The 19,856-nt window shown below is 44.7% G+C and carries 9 protein-coding genes and 1 pseudogene; 6 read left to right on the top strand and 4 right to left on the bottom strand.

The genetic code is table 11. The features are described from left to right. The first annotated feature begins 411 nt into the window (after window positions 1–411). Window positions 412–2,745: a type IX secretion system anionic LPS delivery protein PorZ gene (gene porZ / locus TBC1_RS01425; RefSeq protein WP_062037441.1), complete on the top strand. Its 2,334-nt coding sequence runs from the start codon at window positions 412–414 to the stop codon at window positions 2,743–2,745. Between the two features lie 88 nt (window positions 2,746–2,833). Beyond that, complete coding sequence (recO, locus tag TBC1_RS01430; protein WP_062037444.1) at window positions 2,834–3,559, top strand: DNA repair protein RecO; 726 nt, start codon at window positions 2,834–2,836, stop codon at window positions 3,557–3,559. 778 nt (window positions 3,560–4,337) lie between these two features. Here the strand turns inward: recO and TBC1_RS01440 are convergent. Beyond that, entirely contained in the window at window positions 4,338–5,846 is a 1,509-nt protein-coding gene (locus TBC1_RS01440; RefSeq protein WP_062037450.1) for a phospholipid carrier-dependent glycosyltransferase, read from the bottom strand. Window positions 5,847–5,957: 111 nt separating this feature from the next. Next, window positions 5,958–7,175, bottom strand: a complete 1,218-nt coding sequence (locus TBC1_RS01445; protein WP_062037452.1) for a 6-phosphofructokinase — start codon at window positions 7,173–7,175, stop codon at window positions 5,958–5,960. 827 nt (window positions 7,176–8,002) lie between these two features. Between TBC1_RS01445 and TBC1_RS01455 the strand changes: the two genes are divergently transcribed. The 4 genes and pseudogenes from TBC1_RS01455 to TBC1_RS01470 all read left to right on the top strand — a co-directional run bounded on the left by TBC1_RS01455 (window position 8,003) and on the right by TBC1_RS01470 (window position 17,013). Next, a complete protein-coding gene (locus TBC1_RS01455; RefSeq protein ID WP_062037458.1) occupies window positions 8,003–12,106 on the top strand; it encodes a S8 family serine peptidase in 4,104 nt (1,367 codons plus the stop codon). 128 nt (window positions 12,107–12,234) lie between these two features. Then, window positions 12,235–13,755, top strand: a pseudogene (locus TBC1_RS01460) (IS1182 family transposase); the annotation flags it as partial. Between the two features lie 82 nt (window positions 13,756–13,837). Next, the gene (locus tag TBC1_RS01465; RefSeq protein WP_062037461.1) at window positions 13,838–15,556 is read left to right on the top strand and encodes a T9SS type A sorting domain-containing protein; all 1,719 of its coding nucleotides are present in this window, start codon (window positions 13,838–13,840) and stop codon (window positions 15,554–15,556) included. 68 nt (window positions 15,557–15,624) lie between these two features. Beyond that, window positions 15,625–17,013, top strand: coding sequence for a T9SS type A sorting domain-containing protein (locus tag TBC1_RS01470; RefSeq protein ID WP_062037463.1), 1,389 nt, complete (start codon window positions 15,625–15,627; stop codon window positions 17,011–17,013). A 161-nt stretch (window positions 17,014–17,174) separates the two neighbouring features. Here the strand turns inward: TBC1_RS01470 and TBC1_RS01475 are convergent, their stop codons facing one another. Next, a complete protein-coding gene (locus TBC1_RS01475; RefSeq protein ID WP_062037466.1) occupies window positions 17,175–18,467 on the bottom strand; it encodes an MFS transporter in 1,293 nt (430 codons plus the stop codon). 115 nt (window positions 18,468–18,582) lie between these two features. After that, the gene (locus tag TBC1_RS01480; RefSeq protein WP_062037468.1) at window positions 18,583–19,854 is read right to left on the bottom strand and encodes an aspartate kinase; all 1,272 of its coding nucleotides are present in this window, start codon (window positions 19,852–19,854) and stop codon (window positions 18,583–18,585) included. Window positions 19,855–19,856: the final 2 nt, after the last annotated feature.

Raw genomic sequence — 19,856 nt, forward strand, 5'->3', positions numbered from 1 at the left:
TTCAATTTCCTGCGATCAGTGTAATAAACTGAACTTAATGTGATCGCAGATAAAGAGCGCTCTGTTAACCTGTTTGTATTCAACATTCAAGACCCCGGTAATCAATTCTTCCGGTCTTTGCCTGCGACGGATAACCGGCATGAAGTATTCATTGATCCGCACAATTATCTGAATTTGGTCAAAGCGGTTGTAATCAACAATAAATTGGTAAAATTGCAGTTTAATAGTTCAGGTTTTATTACTGACTTCCAAAACGGGGAAGTGTTAAACCGAACTGATTGATTTGTATTGTGAAATTAATGAAAGTACGGGGTTTGTGAAACAAAGTTCTGTCTTTTTTCTTTAATAAAAGGTTTAATGTAATTAGCAGGCCGGTGTTTCAGCAGGTCAAAAAAATTAAATTATCAACGAATGAGAAAGTCTGTATTCTTTTTATTTTTTGTTTTTCAGGCATTGGTTTTTCTCCCGTTCTCCGGATGGTCTCAGGAAATCGGCATCGGACAATGGCGTGACCACCTGCCATATCGCAAGGTAATAGCAGTAGCCGAAGGCGATGGCAGGATTTATGCGGCCACCCCTTACAGCCTTTTTTATTACGATATCAATGACAACAGCCTTAACCGTCTGAGCAAGAATAACGGCCTGAGCGATGTCGGAATCAGCAGCATTAAATACAATGATGATTTAAAGGCACTGGTCATCGCCTATACCAATGCAAACATTGACCTGCTGAAAGACGGAAATATCATCAATTTGTCGGATATCAAGCGTAAGCCCATTCTGGGAAATAAAACCATCAACCGCATTGTTTTCATTGGCAAGCGGGCTTATCTGGCCTGCGGGTTCGGGATTGTGGTACTCGATATTGAAAAGGAGGAATTTCCGGAGCCCATCTATTATATCGGAAGTCAGGGCAGGGCCATCAATATCAACGACATTACCTATAATCCGGTGGATTCGCTGATTTATGCAGCGACCGATGAAGGAATCTTCCGGGCCTCGTTTTATGGCTCAAACCTGGCAAATTTTGCGGAATGGACGCGCGAGAGTTCATTTGTTCTCCCCTCGGCTCCTTACAATCATATTGCAGCTTTTAACAACAGGATTTATACGAACAAGAAGGGACCTGCTTATTCAACCGATGCCATGTTTGTAAAGATCGACGGTACCTGGGAGCCCTTCCAGGCAAATAACACATCCAACCGGTCCAGCCTGGAGGTCCATTATAATCGTCTTTTGGTGTGTAACAACCTTGCGGTTGAAATTTTCATGCCCGACGGTTCGCTGGAACACAAACTCTATACCTATAACCCGGGCAACATTTTCCCAAAAGATGCAATTCTTGATAAAAATAATAACGTGTGGATAGGTGATGAATTTGAGGGTTTGGTGAAAATTTCAGATTTTAATTCAGCTGAACGCTTTCTTCCCGATGGCCCTGATTTTCCTGATGTTTATTCAATGGCCGCCGGGAAGAGTGATGTGTGGATTGTTCCGGGAGGTCGAAATTCTGCCTTCGCGGCGATATACCGTCAGGCCCGGTTTGCCGGTTTTGTCGACGGGAAATGGAAAACCACAGATCAGAAAACGGATGCTTTCCTGAGTGATATGCGCGATGTTTTATCGGTTGCCGTTGATCCGTCAAACAACAAAAGGGTCTATTTCGGCACCTGGGGCTACGGGCTGATGGAGTATGTGAACGAAGAGTTTTCGCAGCTCTATACCAGTGAGAACAGCAGTCTTGAAGGTACTGCCTATGAAAGTACATGGTATGGCATTGGCGGGCTGGCTTTCGATGATCAGAATAACCTGTGGGTTACCAATTCAAGCGCCTCTTCTGTCTTATCTGTCAGGAAGAACAGCGGAGACTGGAAATCATTTAACCTTGGCTCTGTGGCAACCGGGGTGGATATAGGGAAGGTTATGGTGGACAAATCAGGTCAGAAATGGCTGATGCCGCGCGATCATGCACTGATCGTTTTTAATGATAACAACACCCTGGATGACCCCACGGATGACAAGGCAAAGAGACTTACTTCCGTCGCCGGCAATGGAAGTCTGCCCGGCTCGTTTATACTGAGTATGGCAGTCGACCGCGAAGGTCTCGTGTGGGTCGGTTCCAATGAAGGCGTGGCGGTATTCTATTCACCGGCCAACATTTTCAGCGGCCAGAATTTTGATGCGCAGCGCATCCTGATAGAACAGGACGGATACGGTCAGTATCTGCTTGAAGCCGAAGCGGTGACCGCCATCGCCGTTGACGGTTCAAACCGGAAGTGGTTCGGTACCGACCGGGCGGGCGTTTTCCTGATGTCGGCCGACGGCACCAAGGAAATCCTGCACTTCACTGAAGAAAACAGCCCTTTGCTCAGCAATTCCATTACCGATATCACCATCAACGAGTCTGGAGAGGTCTTTATCGGCACGTCGCAGGGCGTAATCTCCTACAGAAGTGAATCCGTAACGCCCACACAGGACCTGAAAGAGGTGGTGGTATTTCCGAATCCGGTGCGCGAAAGCTACGAGGGGGCCATTGCCATCCGTGGCCTTGTTGAGAACTCCAGCGTGAAGATTACCGATATCAGCGGGAATCTGGTATATACAACGTTGAGTGAAGGCGGACAGGCGCTCTGGAACGGACGCAATTTTAACGGCGACCGGGTTCAGACGGGGGTTTATCTGGTTTATGTCACCAACAGTGATGGATCCAAAACCACGGTGACCAAAATCATGTTTGTTAACTGAAGCGTCGCGTTTTTAATTTTCATTGATACGGGTGTTTCAGGCCGGTCCTGAGCCGGTTTTCAGTCATTATAATCCGTATTTTTGACCCATGCTGATTTCAACGCATGGCATTGTATTTCACACCACCCGGTATGCCGATTCAGGGGCTGTAGTGAAAATTTATACCGAAAAATTCGGGTTGCAGTCATTTTTGGTAAAAGGCCTTTTCAGTCGCAATTCAAAGCTGAAAGCCGCTCTTTTCGGTCACCTCAGCATATTGGATCTGGTGATTGACCGCCACGAGCACAGAAACCTGCATTATATCCGCGAAGCCGGCATTTATATCCCGCTTCAGCGGTTGCAGGATGATATGTCGCGAAGTTCCCTGGTGCTGTTTATCAATGAACTGCTCTACAAATGCATCAGGGAAGAGGAGCCCAATCCCGCCTTGTTCAGTTATCTGGTGACCGTGCTGCAACTGCTCAACGAACCGGGAATTTCCCTGCATTCATTCCATTTGCTGTTTATGCTGCGGCTTACCCGTTTTCTGGGGTTCAGCCCCAGATTTGCCAAAGCAGGTTCAGGTGAATTTTTCGATATGGAAGAAGGGCTGTTTCTGGATTCGGAACCCATGCACCGGTACTTTATTTCCGGGCCACCGGCCGAAGCCCTCGAACGGCTTCAATTGATGGAATTTCATGACCTGCATGACTTTGAAATTTCCAGGTCAGTGCGCGATACCCTGCTCGACCGGCTGATAGATTATTACCGTCTGCATATTCCCGATCTGGGTGAAATGAAATCGGTAAAGGTGTTGCAGGAAATTCTCGGATAGCATTTAAGATGAGTCTGATATTCAGATATATGATTAAATTAGTTTTGATTAAGTGTTTTAAATCCGGATAGCAGACTTTCAGGTAAGAAGCTGAATGTGATCATTGAAGAAATGAAAATGATCAGAAAACCGGAAATGTTGCGATGCACCTGCATTGAAATCAGGCAATTCTCCTTAATTAAACATAAATGCATAATATAGCATTCTTAATCCACATTCGACCCCTCCGGGGTCGGAGAATTCAAAACGCATAACAAGTTCTACAAACATATGACCCCGCTGGGGTCAAATAAATATTCTGATCTGAAATTGATATTACATTCGATCCGGGTCAGGCAGGTAGAATGCGCTTCGGGCATTTTCCTTCATTTTGCTTCAGAACCCACTCCGAAGGTCAAACGCATAATTATGTACCAAAATAATGACTCCGGAGGAGTCAGATGTTTATAGAAAAGAATCAGCCACGAAAAATCACGACCCCGGAGGGGTCGCATGATTACTGTTGTTATTCTTGATTTACTTATAAAAATCAGGTGCATGTTATCCGGCATTATAGTCTGGTATACTGCTGACCTGTCAAAAAGAATGTAACAAAGTTTTCTCACCCTGTTCGGGATGACAAATAATCAGTTCTTCAGATAGCTTCGTCATTCTGAACCCGGTAATCGGGTGAGGAATCATCAAATATTTAAAAGGGTACTAATGATATTTATACAGAAGTCGGTTAAACTGGCTATATCATCTTATTTCCAACAACATGAAATGCCGGACTAATCATTTAAACCTTCCGGTACAACCGGAAGAACTGGTTTCGCCAGATCAGTTCAATCTCCCTCCGGTTCGTTCTGATGTAGTTCTCCAGCGCCGGATCGGGCAATTCCGAATACAGCAGGAAATGGGTCGGGCCTATAGCCTCAAATTGTTTATAGACTTCCACGGGGGTGCTTTCGGGCAGGTGTGCCATGCTGTTTCTTCCGGTAAACCTTGCCAGCGCCCTTGGCTTGATAAAAACGATCAGGGCATCTCCGGGCGTGATGGCATTGATCTGCTCAAAGGCATTCTGCGCATGCACGGCATAAGGGCCTTCCTGAATTACCGCCTTACGCTCCTGCAATTCCTTTAATGCCGGCATATACGTTACCAGTATCATCGCAGTCGCAAGGACTGACAGCGCAATTCCGCCCCTGCCGGGATTCATGGCACCGACCGCTGTGGCAATATAATTAAGTATCAGGGGCGCGAGGGGCAGCAGGAACCTGAATCCGGAATTGTGGTAGGGATAGACCAGCAGCAGTCCGAGGTATGCAAGCGTCACCCATTCCGCTATGCCGGGGCCACGCCTGAAAGCAACGATCAGCCCGGTAAGGGCAAAGGTGACCGCCGCGGAACCGGCAATAAAACCAAACCAGAAAATCTGTGAATTAAGGCTGACAAAAAACAACCGCAACACCTCGGTATAGGTATAGAGATTCATGGCAACGGTTTCCGGCAGGCTCCCCAGCGAGAAAGTATTCAGATAGGAAGATGCGCCGGAAGCCCCGCGCATAAAAATCAGGTTCAGTAGCAGCACAATGCCCAAAGCAGCGCCAATGGACAGGGCGGGATCCACCGCAGATTTCCACAGGGACTTTATTGCTCTTTTTCTGAGGAACGCCATTATCAGATGCCAGCCTGTGTACATTGCCAGTCCGGCCGCAAGGGCGAATCCTGCCGTTTTCACCGAAATGGCAACCCCTGTGACCACACCGGCAAGCAGCCATTTCCGACGGGATGAAAGCTGCTGCAGGTCCGGAATCATCACCAGAAACAATACAAACAGGAATGCGAAGGGGATATCGGCCATTACCTCTGCTTTCAACTCCATCACATAAGGATTATAATATACCATCAGGCTGAGGACAAGCGCCGGGATCAGTCCGAAATGCCTTTTCAGAAAGAGGACGGTGAGCAGGGCTGTTGCCAGAAGAAAAACAGAAATAAGATAATTGTAAGGCGGAATATAATTGCCGTATTTGCCTGTTATGGCTGAAATCATTAACGGGAATCCGGGAGGGTAGGCTTTCGGGCCTAGGCTTGGGTAAAATTCGTTATAAACATAGCCGGTCTGAGACATGGGATGGAAGCGGGCAATATTTTCGGCCTGGGCAAGGTATTGGGCAAAATCATCGCCCCAGTCGTGGTCGGCCCGGATATTCAGGAAAAGCAACGGCAGGAACAACAGCAGGGCAATGGCTGCCGCAACGGATTGCCTGTTAAAGAATGCAGGGAGTTTCAATCCTGATTTCATGATACCCGATTTAAAGCAAAAGCAAAGGTAATGAAACCTTTGTGAACTGAAAACCGGCGGGGCGCAATTACTCATCATCGCGCCCCGCCGGAATATAGTCACAATTATGTTTTACCAGTTCAGGATCTTCCTGAAGTCATAATTTTCGGGATCGGGAACATATTTCCGGGCGGCTTCGTAATCGGCCGGCTCAATGTACTGCAGACTGTCTTCAAACACCATTTTTGACTTCTGCCCTTCCATATTCACCAGGCGGGGCTTCACTTTGCCGTTTTCGTCTTCCACGTCCTTCAGGTAAAGGGGCGTGATGTCGCCGTTGGGGCCGCTCACCACCATACAACTGGTCAGGCCCTGGTCGAAGAGGTGCTTCACGCCTATGCCCATCAGGGCGCAGTAAAGCATATCAAAGGCGATGGGCTGCACGCAGCGTACCTCGTAACCGATTTCTACCGGACGGCTTTTCACGTTCAGTTTCAATTCCTTCGTTTTTTTCTGCAGGAGTTCGTTGAAGATATGCGCCTTGCTTACATTGCCCAGTTCCGGGTGCCCGTGGTCGTCGAAGGTAAAATGAATGCCCGAAGAGGTGATTTCATCGTCGGTCATAAAGTGGAAGACCCCCTCGCTGATGATGGCGACGCCGTAACTGATGCCCAGGATTTTACGCTTGATCATGGATGAAATCACCAGCCTGAGGATGCGGTCGAAGGTAACTTCGGCCTTGTTGAACATCTCAGGAATGATGATCATGGGATAATGGCAGGCGGCGCCAATGCCGAAGGCCAAATGCCCGGCCTCGCGGCCCATGGCCGAAACCACAAACCAGTTGCCGCTGGTGCGCGCATCTTCATAAACGGTGGTTGCCAGCCGTACTCCTTCCTGTTTGGCGCTCTGGTAGCCGAAGGTAGGAATGCCGTCGGGCAGGGGCAGGTCGTTGTCAATGGTTTTAGGAACGTGGATGTTCTGGATCTTCACGTTATTGGCGGCAAGGAATTTCGATATGCGGTTGGCGGTGGAAGCGGTATCGTCGCCACCGATGGTGACCAGCAGCTTCACGTTGTTGCTGACGAAAAAATCTGTATTGAAATCAGCATCTTTGGGTTTGTGCCGGCTCATAACCAGGAATGAACCGCCCTGGTTGTGGATGCGGTCGGCCATCTCAAAATCGATGTCGATGGTTTTAGGACTTCCCGTAAACAGGGTCTTGTATCCTTCGTGCAAACCGATGATGCGGTAACCATCCTTCAGAAAAACCTTGGCCACCGAGGCAATTACTGAGTTGATTCCGGGAGCAGGGCCGCCGCCTGCCAGTATGGCAATTGATCCTTTCATTTTATTGCTGGTTATATTTTACAGATTTGTTTATGCCTTTTATACAGGCAGGCGCAAATTTAGGAAGATTTGTGGTTTTATTTCCGGAATCATTCACCGTTTGGTCAGCAATCGCGTGACCGCCCGGTTCTGCTTCCATCGAAGCAGTTAAAGGGATCATGAGTTTTCTCCTGTTTTTTGATGCGGCTTCAAAGAAATCTACTATTACGGTTTACCTGACTTCTGCAAAAAGCAATTTGCCGATGGATGAAAATCAACTGTCCGGATGCATGTGCAGCCCGTGTTCTACCGGATGCAAACCGGTGCGGGTGGTTTCCGGAAAGCTTTCACCGGCTACTCCACCGAGAATCTGTGTAGTTCTTTATATGCAGCATATTGATAAACAGCACAGTAGTCCGGCATGCTGCCGGTCGTAAAATTAAACTTGACTTTAGCGGAAGATTGGCTTATCTTGCGGAGCAATATATTCATAAGTGCCCGGGCTCAGTTAGCGGGGGAGATAGTGTATGAATTACAGCCTGTAATTTATAAATGTGATAAGCTAATACAAAATAATGTACCGGAAAATTATCCAAATGCAAACCAAGCTTCCCATTCTGAACAAGAAGAGAATCAGGGTCGGAAAATTATTAAATGGGGGGGGGTATCAAACTGTAAATCAAACAAATACAAATTTCAGGATTTCTTTTCCGGAAATTCATGCAATCTGTTTCATATGTTATCATTCCGGTTATCTAAGGAGATACCCTCCATAGTTATATGATTTACCGGATGGAGGGATACATCAGACCAGGGATATAACATTTTTTACCTTAAAATTTAATTATATGAAATTTTTCAGATTTTTTCTTACAATAGCAGTGATATTTTTATGTTCTGCACTGAAGGGTCAAATACTTTATCAGGTGGGTGCCTTGAGTATACTGGAAAGCGATGGACAGTTCTACAGAATCAATGGTGATGATACAACAAAAGTATTTCCCGATAAAATTCTACTCAAATTTAAAGACGGTGTTACACCGGAAGCCAAAACCGGATTTGCAAATAACAACGGCTTAACTTTTATCAAATCTACACTCAATGGTGTTAGTCTTTATACGCTGAATCAGGGCTCAAACTTTATCGGAGTTACTCAAAGCCTTTCTGCTTCAACTCTTTTGGAATTTTTTGATTTAAACTACCTTTATAAAACTTTGTCAAATTTCATGCCACCCAACAATGATATTGACTGGTTTAGTTGGAATCCTTGGTGGGCTCAGGAAAATATCATGTGGCCTTACACCGAAACAGATGTTTATGGAGCCTGGAATATTACCAAAGGCACCCCTGATATTATTGTTGCAAATCTTGACAATGGTATCTCACTCAATCATTCTGACTTGGGTAATGGATCAGATGGGTACTCAAATATTTGGGTAAACCATAAAGAAATTCCTGACAATGGAATAGATGACGATAATAACGGGTACATTGATGATTATTATGGCTGGAACTTCGGAACATTTGACATTAATTGGGGAGATAATAATGTTACACATTACATGCCCGATCTATATTCTCATGGAAGTATGACAGGTTCAATTATTGCTGCAAAAACCAACAATGGTAATACAAATGGAATTTTAGGAGCATTTGGCATTGCTGGTGGCTGGGGTAACAGAGGTGTAAGCCTCATGAATGTAAAAATCTCATCACCGAATGAGAATATCCAATCAGCTAACATACCCTATGCCATAGAATATGCTTGTTTGAATGGAGCCAAAGTTGTTAATATGGCTTTTGGGGGTGGTTATTCACAAGCTATCGATGATGAAATAGGTTATCATTATGGTCAGGGTGTTGTGTTTGTTGCTGCAGTTGGTAATAATAGCAGTCCTGGCTATATTCTTTTTCCGTCTAGTTCAGAAAATGTTATAGCAGTTGGAGCTACTGAATTTGTATCTTGGGAAGCCAGATGGCACGAAAAAAATTCATCTTTAACTTGGGGCTCAAATTATATTGACGATAATTATGGTGTAGAAATCATGGCCCCATGTAGCCCTATAAGTATTTCTGCCCAAGGACAAAACTCTTTTTATTGGGATACAGAGGATTATGACATATTTTCAACCAAATCTTCAGCCAGTACTTCTGCTTCATCATCTTTTGTGAGCGGGGTGGTGGCTCTGATGCTCTCGGTCAATCCTTGTTTAACTCCTGATGAAGTTAGACAGATTCTTAGAGAAACAGCTGACAAATTACCTGGTATGATGGGACATGACACTTATGATTATAACTCAATACCTGGTTATCCGGGTTGTAATGATCAAATGGGATATGGCCGAATCAACGCAGCACGTGCACTTGAAAATGTTGCTCCTGGTGCGCCAATTTTAATAACTGGTGCTGTGGCGCCCTGGACAACAGACAGAAACATTTACTATAACATTACCATTGAACAAAATGGTGTTCTTGTAATTAATAATTGCGAAGTCTCTTTTGCTCCTGATGTAAAAATTATTGTTCAACAAGGCGGAAGGCTAATTGTTAACAACAGTGTATTGACCGGTCTTTGTGATGCAAACTGGCAAGGAATTGAAGTGTGGGGTCATAATTCAGCCAACCAGTGGCCGGATGAAAATGGAAAATACTCGCAAGGTTATGTAGTTTTGGATAGTGCAACTATTGAAAACACTGTTAACGCCCTTAACCTTTGGAAACCTGGCGACCTTACTCAAACCGGAGGTATTGTTCACGCAACAGGCTCTACATTTAAAAACAATGCCAAGTCAGTTCATGCACTGCTTTACCGAAATTCTCATCCTATAAATGAAAGGGAGATGGATTATAATTCATCTTTTAGTGATTGTAACTTCGAGATTACAGCGGATTACAATGGTACACATACTTTCTACAAACATGTGGATTTAAACCAGATTAATGGTATGAAATTTAAAGGTTGCGATTTTAACCTGTCGCCCGAGGCAAACAATGTTTCAGATTACAACCAGGCAATAGCTGCTTATAGCGCAGGGTTTAAGGTTGAAGCAAGGTGCGAAGGACTCACATCACCCTGTAATGCATGGGATAAATCAACTTTTAATGGTTTCAGAATTGGGGTTTATGTGGGTAATACAAATTCTTTGTATTCATACCTCATTAACCGGGCACTCTTTACCGGCAATTCCATTGGTGTTCTTTCCAATAATGTTGACAATGCTATTGTAATTAACTCCGAGTTTTATTCGGCTAAGAACCAATACAACTGGGAAGACTGCACCTACGGCATTTTTGTAGAATCTGGTGCAGGGTTCACCTTCGAAGAAAACAAATTCTTTAAACAGGCAGGTGCACCACTATCTAATTATATAGGTATAGGTGCTTTTAACTGCGAAACGGTTTCCGACATTTACAAAAACGAGTTTACCGGCCTTACCGCTGGTAATTATGCCTACGGGAAAAATTATTCTGATTTCCTATACCAAGGTCTCGAATACATTTGCAACATAAACACCGGTAACTGGGCCGATTTTTATGTAAAGGGGAAAGAGGATGACTTTTTTAGTGGTATCCAATCCAAACAAGGGAGTACCCTTATGCCGGCACGCAACCAATTTTCGCCAACCGGCGCCACCTGGCATTTTTACAACGAAACCAAAAATCTCATTGGCTATTATTACTGTCAGAGCTGCCCCGGCCATTACCCTGCATATGTTGAGAATGTTACGAGAGAACCCGTATCAGTTTCCGGTAATTGTTTGTCACACTATGGAAGTGAAGCTCCATCAACCAGTATCGTTTTAAGCACAGCTTCAAAATTAACTATGGAAACTGCTTTTGCTTTTGCTGATATGGATTTTAACAGTGTAAAGGTGCTTTATAATGACCTGAAAGATGGGGGGAGTACTGCTGGAACCATAAGCGATATTTCTCAGGCATTGCCTTCAGATATGATGGAATTACGCGCCAGGCTATTGGGCGATTCACCACACCTAACTACCGAAGTACTCAAATTGGTTGCAGATCGCACCGATGTATTTACCGAAGCCGCCATTTTCGACATTTTGGCAGCCAACCCCGACGAGTTGAAGAAAGAAGAATTGATGAAGTATCTTGAAGAAAAGGAAAACCCGCTGCCTGATTACATGATATCAATTTTAAAACAGGTTGCCGAGGGTACATCCTACCGCACCGTACTCGAAATGGAAATGGCCAAATACTCCCACGACCGCTCGCGTGCCGCAGGTGATATGATACGCAGTATTCTTAACGATGAAGAATTAGATATTGCCCAGCTCAGGTTGTGGTTGACCAATCTTGGTGGTATAGAAGCCGAAAGACAGATTATTGCTTCGTATGCACATGCCGGCGATTTTACACTTGCTTTAGCATTGGCCGAAACCCTGCCACAAACCTATCAGCTTGCGGGCGATGATTTAACCGGGCACAACCAATTTGTAAGTGTATTGCAAATGCAGCAAAATCTGGTTAATTCAGGGCGAAACATTGATCAGCTCACCCAATCAGAACAGGATCAGTTGCGTATAATTGCCGAGGCCGACAATGCAGTTTCAGCCCCGATGGCAAAAGCCATACTCGAATCGTTTTATGGTGCTGAATTTTCAAGATGCAAACCCATTGACGGTACTTCCTCATACAAAAGCCAGCCTGCTACCCCCAACCAATTGGCAGTGGCTTATGGTCTGAGTATTACAGTAAAACCCAATCCGGCCAAAGAGTGGGCTGCATTTGATTACACCCTGCCCGAAGGCGTTGAAACAGCAAGTCTCGAAATTGTTGATGCCAATGGTAAACACGTTGAAACCATTGCATTAAAAGGCAATCGTGGCCAGCAGTTGATTGATACCCGCACATGGATTGCAGGGCAGTATATTTACACACTTAAAGTTGCCGGGTTTACACAATCGGGTAAACTTGTGGTAGTTAAGTAGTTTTTAATAACCTGAGGCTGTCTCAAAAGGGCAGCCTCTTTTTAATTTATTGATTATCAACAATATTGTGTTGATAAGTCTTCACATCTATTTGATTGTCAATAAGATAAATTAGTTATCTTTATGACATGAAAACGAGCAAGCCCAGGTTTAAGCCATACCAACAAAATCAGTTGATGGCCTTTCCCCCAACTTTCGATGAATTGATAACACCTGAACACCCTGTGAGGGTTGTGAGCCATGTTATTGATCAAATCAACCTTGATCCTTTATTACAGAGATATAAGGGAGGCGGATGTTCAAGTTATCATCCCCGAATGCTGCTTAAAGTATTGGTATATGGATATCTGAACAACGTATACTCTTCACGTAAGCTGGAATCCGCAACCAGAGAGAATATATATTTTATGTGGCTCAGCGGAATGGAAAAGCCGGATCACAACACCATAAACAGGTTCAGAAGTGATCGATTAAAAGGGGTTATAAAAAAAGTATTTACTCAGGTGGTAATGTTGATGGCAGAATCAGGGCATGTTGATCTTCAGAATGTCTATACTGATGGCACTAAGATAGAGGCCAGTGCTAACCGTTACACTTTTGTTTGGGGCAAAGCAATCAAGACAAATAAAGAACGCATAGCCAAGCAATTGGATGAACTTTGGCAGTATACTCAGGAAGTTGCTGCAGAAGAGCTTAAAGATACCTCGCCTACTCAGTTTACCAGGATATCCCCGGAAGAGGTTCGTAAAACAGTAGAAATCATTGATCAAGCCCTTCAGGATAAATCGGTCGACCCGAAGGTGAAGCAAAAAGTGAAATATGCTAAAAAAAACTGGCCTGATAAGTTGAAAGAATATCAACAGAAAGAGCAAACCCTGGGAGAGCGCAATAGTTATTCTAAAACCGATCCGGATGCAACCTTCATGCGCATGAAAGAAGATCATATGCGCAATGGGCAGTTAAAACCGGGATACAATGCACAGATCAGCACAAACGAGCAAATCATTGTTAATTACACCCTGCACCAAAATCCAACGGATACTAAAACATTAAAGACGCACCTTGAATCATTCAGGGAGGCTTATGGCTTTATGCCCATGGAATTAACCGCCGACGCCGGTTATGGATCTGAGGAGAATTATGAATTCATGGAGCAAAACGAAATAGAGGCATATGTTAAGTACAATTATTTTGATCAGGAGCTACATAAACAGCAAAAGGCAAAGGGGATTTTTCATCCGGACAACCTCTATTATAATAAAGAGCGTGACTGCTATTACTGTCCGATAGGTCAAGCCATGATTTGTATAGGAACAAAGATCGAGACTTCAGAGGCAGGCTATAAACGAATCCTGTCAAGATACCAGGCTGCTAACTGTGAAGGATGCCCATTAAGAGGAAAATGTCATAAAGCAAAAGGTAACAGAATCATTGAAGTAAGCCATCGGCTGAATGAATTGAGGAAAAAAGCAAGAGAGCGGCTGTGTAGTGAAAGGGGAATAGCACACCGAAAAAAACGGCCAATAGACGTAGAACCAGTTTTCGGAATGCTAAAACAAAACCGTGGCTTTCGAAGATTCCTGCTACGTGGAATAGATAAAGTAGCTATTGAATTTGGATTGCTTGCTTTGGCCCATAACCTCAAGAAAATGACTCAAAAACACCCATTTTTAGCCGTTTTTGACTCTCTGTTGATGAATATTAAACACAAAATACCCAATCCTATACTCTGTGCTGCCAATTAGAGAAAATTATGATCAAAAAATTTGTCTTTCATCTATTTCCAATCTTAAAATAAAAAAAGACCGCCTCGATTATGAGACGGCCTCTTTTAAAATTTTTACCATGAAGAGGTTATTATTAATTCTGCTTATCATCTGCCATTATTCTTACCTTTTTTCTCAACCCATAGTATTGGAATGGCAAGCATGTTTTGGTACTACAGTAAAGGAGGTTGCTTATGATGTTTGTTCAACCGGAGATGGATATATTATTGTTGCAGAAAGGGAAAGTAACACTTTAGGCTCTGACATTATCCTTATAAGAACTGACTTGTATGGAAATTTGGTTTGGCAAAAATTTATCGGAGGCACATCTTCTGATGTTCCATATCGCATATTCCCTGCAGGTAATGACTGTTACTATATTTCAGCAATTTCTGCTTCAGAAGATGGAGATATTTCAAATAATCCATATCCTGACGGTTATGTAAATTTTTGGCTTTTTAAGATAAATGGTAGCGGTGACATTATCTGGGACAAAATGTATGGTGGAACATGTTTTGATCAAGGATGGACTGCATGCCACACTCACGATGGAGGTATGGTAAGTTTGGGTTACACTTGTAGTGACGATGGCGATATCAGCAATTATTTTGGCAGTTGGGATACCTGGTTGCTTCGCACCGACAGTCTTGGTAATAAAGTATGGGATTTCACCATAGGCACCAAATTTCTTGATTTTCCCAATTCCATAACCCAAACCTCCGACCGTGGCTTTTTGGTGGCTTCGGGCTCCATGCCTACAACCGGTGGAAATATTACCTGCACACCATTTAACTACGAAAACTCAGATATAGTGCTGTTTAAAATAGATTCATTGGCCAATATTGAATGGCAAAGATGTATCGGGGGTAGTGAAAATGAGGGAGTTAATGATATACTTGAAACCGAAGATGGATACATACTTGTATGTAATGTTTATTCTGCTGATGGCGATATGACAGGCTCCGGTTATCATTATGGAACTTTACCACAAGGCCACCCAACCGGTGATATATGGCTTGCAAAAATGGATTTTGAGGGCAATATATTATGGCACAAATGTTATGGTGGCACCCACAATGATTGGTCCAACAGCATTTTCCCAACCCCGGATGGTGGCTATATTGTTATCGGAGAAACCTACTCCAACGATGGGGATGTTTCGGGAAAGCATCAACCTCATGGTTACTATTCTGATATTTGGGTTTTTAAAATTAATGCCTCGGGTGATTTGCTTTGGCAAAAATGTTTTGGTGGTTTAGGCGATGAAAAACTTTGGAATGGTGTTATTGACAATGGCGATGGGAGTTATGTTATAACTTCTACCATGCATGTAGCCGAGAATGGTGGCGATATTACTTGTGTAACAAACTATGGCAGCATTGACATCTGGCTTATTAAATTACGCGATACCACAGTGGTAAGTACCAATCATATACCCTATGATGCCGGTATGGTTAGCGTTTACCCCAACCCTGTCCATGATTACGTAGTTTTTGAATTAAAAAAACCATTACCAGTGGGTAACATAACCATAAGTGATATTACCGGGCGGCTGGTAACAACCATGGCTTTAACCGGCGAGAAGACGGTGTGGCAAACAAGCGAAGTGCCAACCGGGGTTTACCTTTACAGAATTAAAGGGGCAACTTCGGTTGCTTCTGGCAAACTGTTGATTATGAATTAATTAAAATAAATCGGGCAGCTCAATTTTTAATGATTTAATTGGTTGAGTAAAACCTAAAAACTAATGTTATGAAAAAATTTATTACCCTTTTGCTTTGTATGGTAAGTTTTGGCGCTTTTTCGCAGAACTTTATTAAGTCGTTTTCTTTTTTCGGAAACGCGGAAGCGGCCCGTGTTGATTTGGAAGAAACCGGCTACAGGATGATCGGCTCAGGAAGGGATATTATTGGCGATTTTGTTTTTGTGCTACACCTGGATTTTTTTGGTGATACCATTAAAACCAGAAAAATGTATTTTGATTTTCAATTTTTTCATGGACTCTACCCTTGTCTGGAAATTACTGACCATGTTGACAATCATTATATTGTTGTTTCGCGAAGCAGTGATTCAGCCCTTATTGTAAAATATTCTCCCGAATGGCAGGAGCTCAGGCGAAAAAGCATCCCAACCTTCGGCACTTTCCAGACTTACGCCATCACGCATACTGCCGATAACCATCTGGTGCTTGTTTGCGGGAATGATTTATTGAAACTTGATACGGATTTTAACATTATCTGGCATAAACAGTATGGCGGAGAAACCAATGGGACGGAATCTGAATCAAAGCCATATTCAGTCATAGAATCTGACGGCGGCGACTTATTCGTTTATTCGTTAGACTACTTACTTGTTTTCCATTTTGACTATCCGCCTACTTTTCCTTACCTGCGTATTTTCAATACGGATGGTATTCTGCGCGATAGTATTGCAACCTCGCCCAGATACGAATGTTTGCCATACGAAGACAGGTATATTTGTGTAGGATCTTACCTGAATTTTTCAAATGTTCCGGTAACAGGCAATTATCTGATGCACCATGATCTCAATGGCGCGCAGGTTTTAGTGAAAAAACTGGCTTATGTTGACAGTAGTTGTATCGTACAAAGACCAGTACAAAATCATGAAGGCAATCTGATTTTTTTTGGAGCTAATTGCGCTGATTTTAATAGAAATATTTATATGCACGCTGCTTCCATAGAAGGAGACAGCCTGTGGACAAGACAATTTCCTTTTCCTGATTATGATAAGAGCTGGGTTACTGATATCAAGGTTGCCCCTGATGGGGGTTATCTTTTTTCAACATATCATGAAGCCAATGACAACCGGGTATTTCCCGGATTAATCAAAACCGATGCCATGGGCAACATCAGTAGTCTGGGATTTGAAGAAAGTGTAATCAATGAGAAGGTCAGGGTTTATCCGAATCCTGCCGCCGGATTTGTAGTTTTCGAACTTGACCAGCCATCGCCCGGGGGTACAATAACCATAACCGACATTACCGGAAGAACGGTTGCAGAGATACCTGCCAACAGCGTGAAAGTCGTTTGGGAGCCGGCAGGGGCAAAGCCTGGCGTATATTTCTACAGATTGCGGGAACCCTCAGGAACCACCGGCGGTAAACTGCTGATCGCGCCCTGAGTAAATCAGGTTATGGCAAGATCTGATGCAGTAAAGCTTAAGAGGGTTATTTTAACAGTTAAATTACGCACTCTCAAAAAATACACCTTGAATTTTACAGTGTGGTCCTTTTCCACGTGAGAACCATTTTACTGCAAATGAAATTGAACCTAAGGTGATCTTTATTGCCTGGGCTTCAGGTAGCGGTTATACAACAGCAGCCCGATAATGGTGGCGACGCCTATCATACTGAAGATAAACCACAGCAGCCCGGGGCGTCCCATACCGTCGACAAATTTCACATAAAGCGTGGCGCCGAGTATGCCGCCAATGCCGCTGCCGATGACTCCGTAAAGGAAAGAGTAGCCCAGGTAAAGCGCCTTTTTGTCGGGCGGGGCAATCAGTCCGATGTAGGAGATAAATTTCGGGTGGGCGGTCATCTCACCAATGGAAAATATAATCAGTCCGGCAACAAATACCCAGGCATAGGTACTGATGGCCAGTATGCCCATTCCCAGCGTCCCCAGCGCGATTCCCGTGATCATGGTGGGCAGGGCGGGGGTTTTCTTTACAATGGAAGAGACCAGTAGCTGCAACGCGATAATGGCCCCCGCATTGACCACCGTTACATGCTCGGCTTCAAACTTCCAGGAGGGGTTGCTGACAAACAGCCCCAGAAAACTGTTGATGGCATTGTTTACCGGTGTCATGTCCATGTAATCGGTCAGGTACCAGAGTATGGTATCGAACATCTGGAAATAGAGAATCCAGAAACCGCTGTATATCACGATCATCAGCACAAAGCGATAATCCTTCAGCACCAGCAGAATGCCTTTCAGTACTTCCGCGAGGGGCTTGGTATTGGCCGGGCGGGGCGGCTCTTTGTAAACGAACAGGTTGAGCAGCAGCATGGAGCCCGTACCCACGGCAGCCATAATGAAAATATAATTCCATCCTATCCCTTTCAGGAAAGGTACCAGAATAAGCGGGAAAATAAATGCCCCCAGGTTGATAGACCAGTAAAAGATGCCGAATCCCAGGCCTGAATTGCTTTCGTCGGTTACTCGGGCGATGGTCCCCGAAATCACCGGTTTGAAGAAACCGGCCCCGATGGCCATCAGGATCAGGCTCATAAATACAAGAACGTAGGAGGAGGAGAGGCTGGTAAAAAAGTAACCGGCGCTCATCACCGTAAAGGCCATCATCAGCGTGCGGCGGTAGCCGAAGCGGTCGGCCAGTGCCCCCGAAAGTATGGGCAGCAGGTACAGCAGCGGCGTAATGGTGCTTTTGATTACCCCCACGCCTTCCTTGCTGAAACCCAGTCCGCCATCGCCCACCGAAGTGACGAGGTAGACCGAAAGTACCGACATCACACCGTAGTAGGAACCTCTTTCGAAAAACTCCATCACGATGGCTGTCCAGAAATTGCGCGGGAAGGACTTGAAACCCGATTTGTTCGCAGGGGTGCTGTTCATGCCTGAAAATTTGAGTGATGCGCAAAAATAGGAATTTGCCGTTAATCTTCAACGGTGTGCAGGATGCTGCCGGAATCGGGACTTCCCTTTTGTTATTATGAAACCTGAGGCTCTTTTATTTTGATTTTTGGGATTCAACCACCAGTTGCACCGTTAGCCGGCTTTTCTGCTCCAGCAGCACCGGACGTTTGTTCACGATTTTATCGGTGATTTTTTTGTTGTAGTAACGTATGGTGATCAGTTCAAGTCCGCGGTTGTACTTCACCCGAAAATCGCCGCTGAGGGCCTTGAAGAGTCGGTTCAGCTTGTCGGGATGGTCGTCGATACAGATGGAAAAACTGATGGCCGAATTCTGCATCAGGTTGATGCGGATACCCATGTGTGAAAGCAGTCCGAAAATGGTGTGCAGTCCGTCTTCGGCGATAAACGAAAAGTCGTTGGGCGAGACGGAGACCAGTACCTGTTCTTTTTTCACGATATAGCAGGGCGTATTCAGCGGCTGATCTTCGAAACTGTGGATCAGGGTTCCTTTTTCCTCCGGTTTTTCAAAGGACTTCACGTATAGCGGAATATTCTTGTTCTGCAGCGGCTGTATGGTTTTCGGATGTATGACCGAAGCCCCGAAATACGCCAGCTCGATGGCGTCGCGGTAGGAGATGCGGTCGAGCAGCACGGTGTCGTCGAAGTGGCGGGGGTCGGCATTCAGTACACCGGGAACATCCTTCCAGATAATCATTTCTCCGGCATCGAGGGCGTAGGCAAAGATGGCCGCGCTGAAGTCGGAACCTTCCCTGCCGAGGGTTACCGGGTGGCCGTTGGTACTGCTGCCTATAAATCCCTGGGTGACGGTAACCGGGGCAAACTGCTCAGGGTTGGATTCATCGAAGGCTGCACGGATTTTCCCGGAAGTTTCTTCCCAGCTCACCCGGGCATTGCGGTAGGCCTCGTTGGTAATCAGCACCTTGCGGGCGTCGAGTTCCTGGTTGGTCAATCCGTTGAGGTTGAGATAGTCGCTTACGATGGCGGTCGACATCAGCTCTCCGTTTGAAACCACCAGGTCGTAGGCGGCATCGTAAAGGGCCGGAGGAGCCGACTGCAGCAGTTGCCTGATTTCACGGATAATCAGCTTAAGCTGCTTGGAACCTGCACCATTGAGCTCTTTTGAGATATCCATATGAAATGTTTCAATTTCATTAAGCAGGGTAATGGCTGCCATATCCTGTTTTATCCAGGCATCCGCCACCGCTTCAAGGGCGTTGGTCGTTTTACCCATTGCTGACAGGACAACGCACAGCCTTTCTCCGTTGTAATGAGAAAGAATCTCCCTGACATTTTTGACTGAAGCAGCATCTTTTACGGATGCACCGCCAAATTTGAATACTTTCATAT

The organism is Lentimicrobium saccharophilum (assembly GCF_001192835.1).
Taxonomy (GTDB): Bacteria; Bacteroidota; Bacteroidia; order Bacteroidales; family Lentimicrobiaceae; genus Lentimicrobium; species Lentimicrobium saccharophilum.

Bases quoted from the DNA above. Each gene is read 5' to 3' on its own strand.
- TBC1_RS01455 (WP_062037458.1), top strand. From the start codon at position 8,003: ATGAAATTTTTCAGATTTTTTCTTACAATAGCAGTGATATTTTTATGT.
- TBC1_RS01475 (WP_062037466.1), bottom strand. From the start codon at position 18,467: ATGAACAGCACCCCTGCGAACAAATCGGGTTTCAAGTCCTTCCCGCGC.
- TBC1_RS01480 (WP_062037468.1), bottom strand. From the start codon at position 19,854: ATGAAAGTATTCAAATTTGGCGGTGCATCCGTAAAAGATGCTGCTTCA.
- TBC1_RS01440 (WP_062037450.1), bottom strand. From the start codon at position 5,846: ATGAAATCAGGATTGAAACTCCCTGCATTCTTTAACAGGCAATCCGTT.
- TBC1_RS01470 (WP_062037463.1), top strand. From the start codon at position 15,625: ATGAAAAAATTTATTACCCTTTTGCTTTGTATGGTAAGTTTTGGCGCT.
- recO (WP_062037444.1), top strand. From the start codon at position 2,834: ATGCTGATTTCAACGCATGGCATTGTATTTCACACCACCCGGTATGCC.
- TBC1_RS01445 (WP_062037452.1), bottom strand. From the start codon at position 7,175: ATGAAAGGATCAATTGCCATACTGGCAGGCGGCGGCCCTGCTCCCGGA.
- porZ (WP_062037441.1), top strand. From the start codon at position 412: ATGAGAAAGTCTGTATTCTTTTTATTTTTTGTTTTTCAGGCATTGGTT.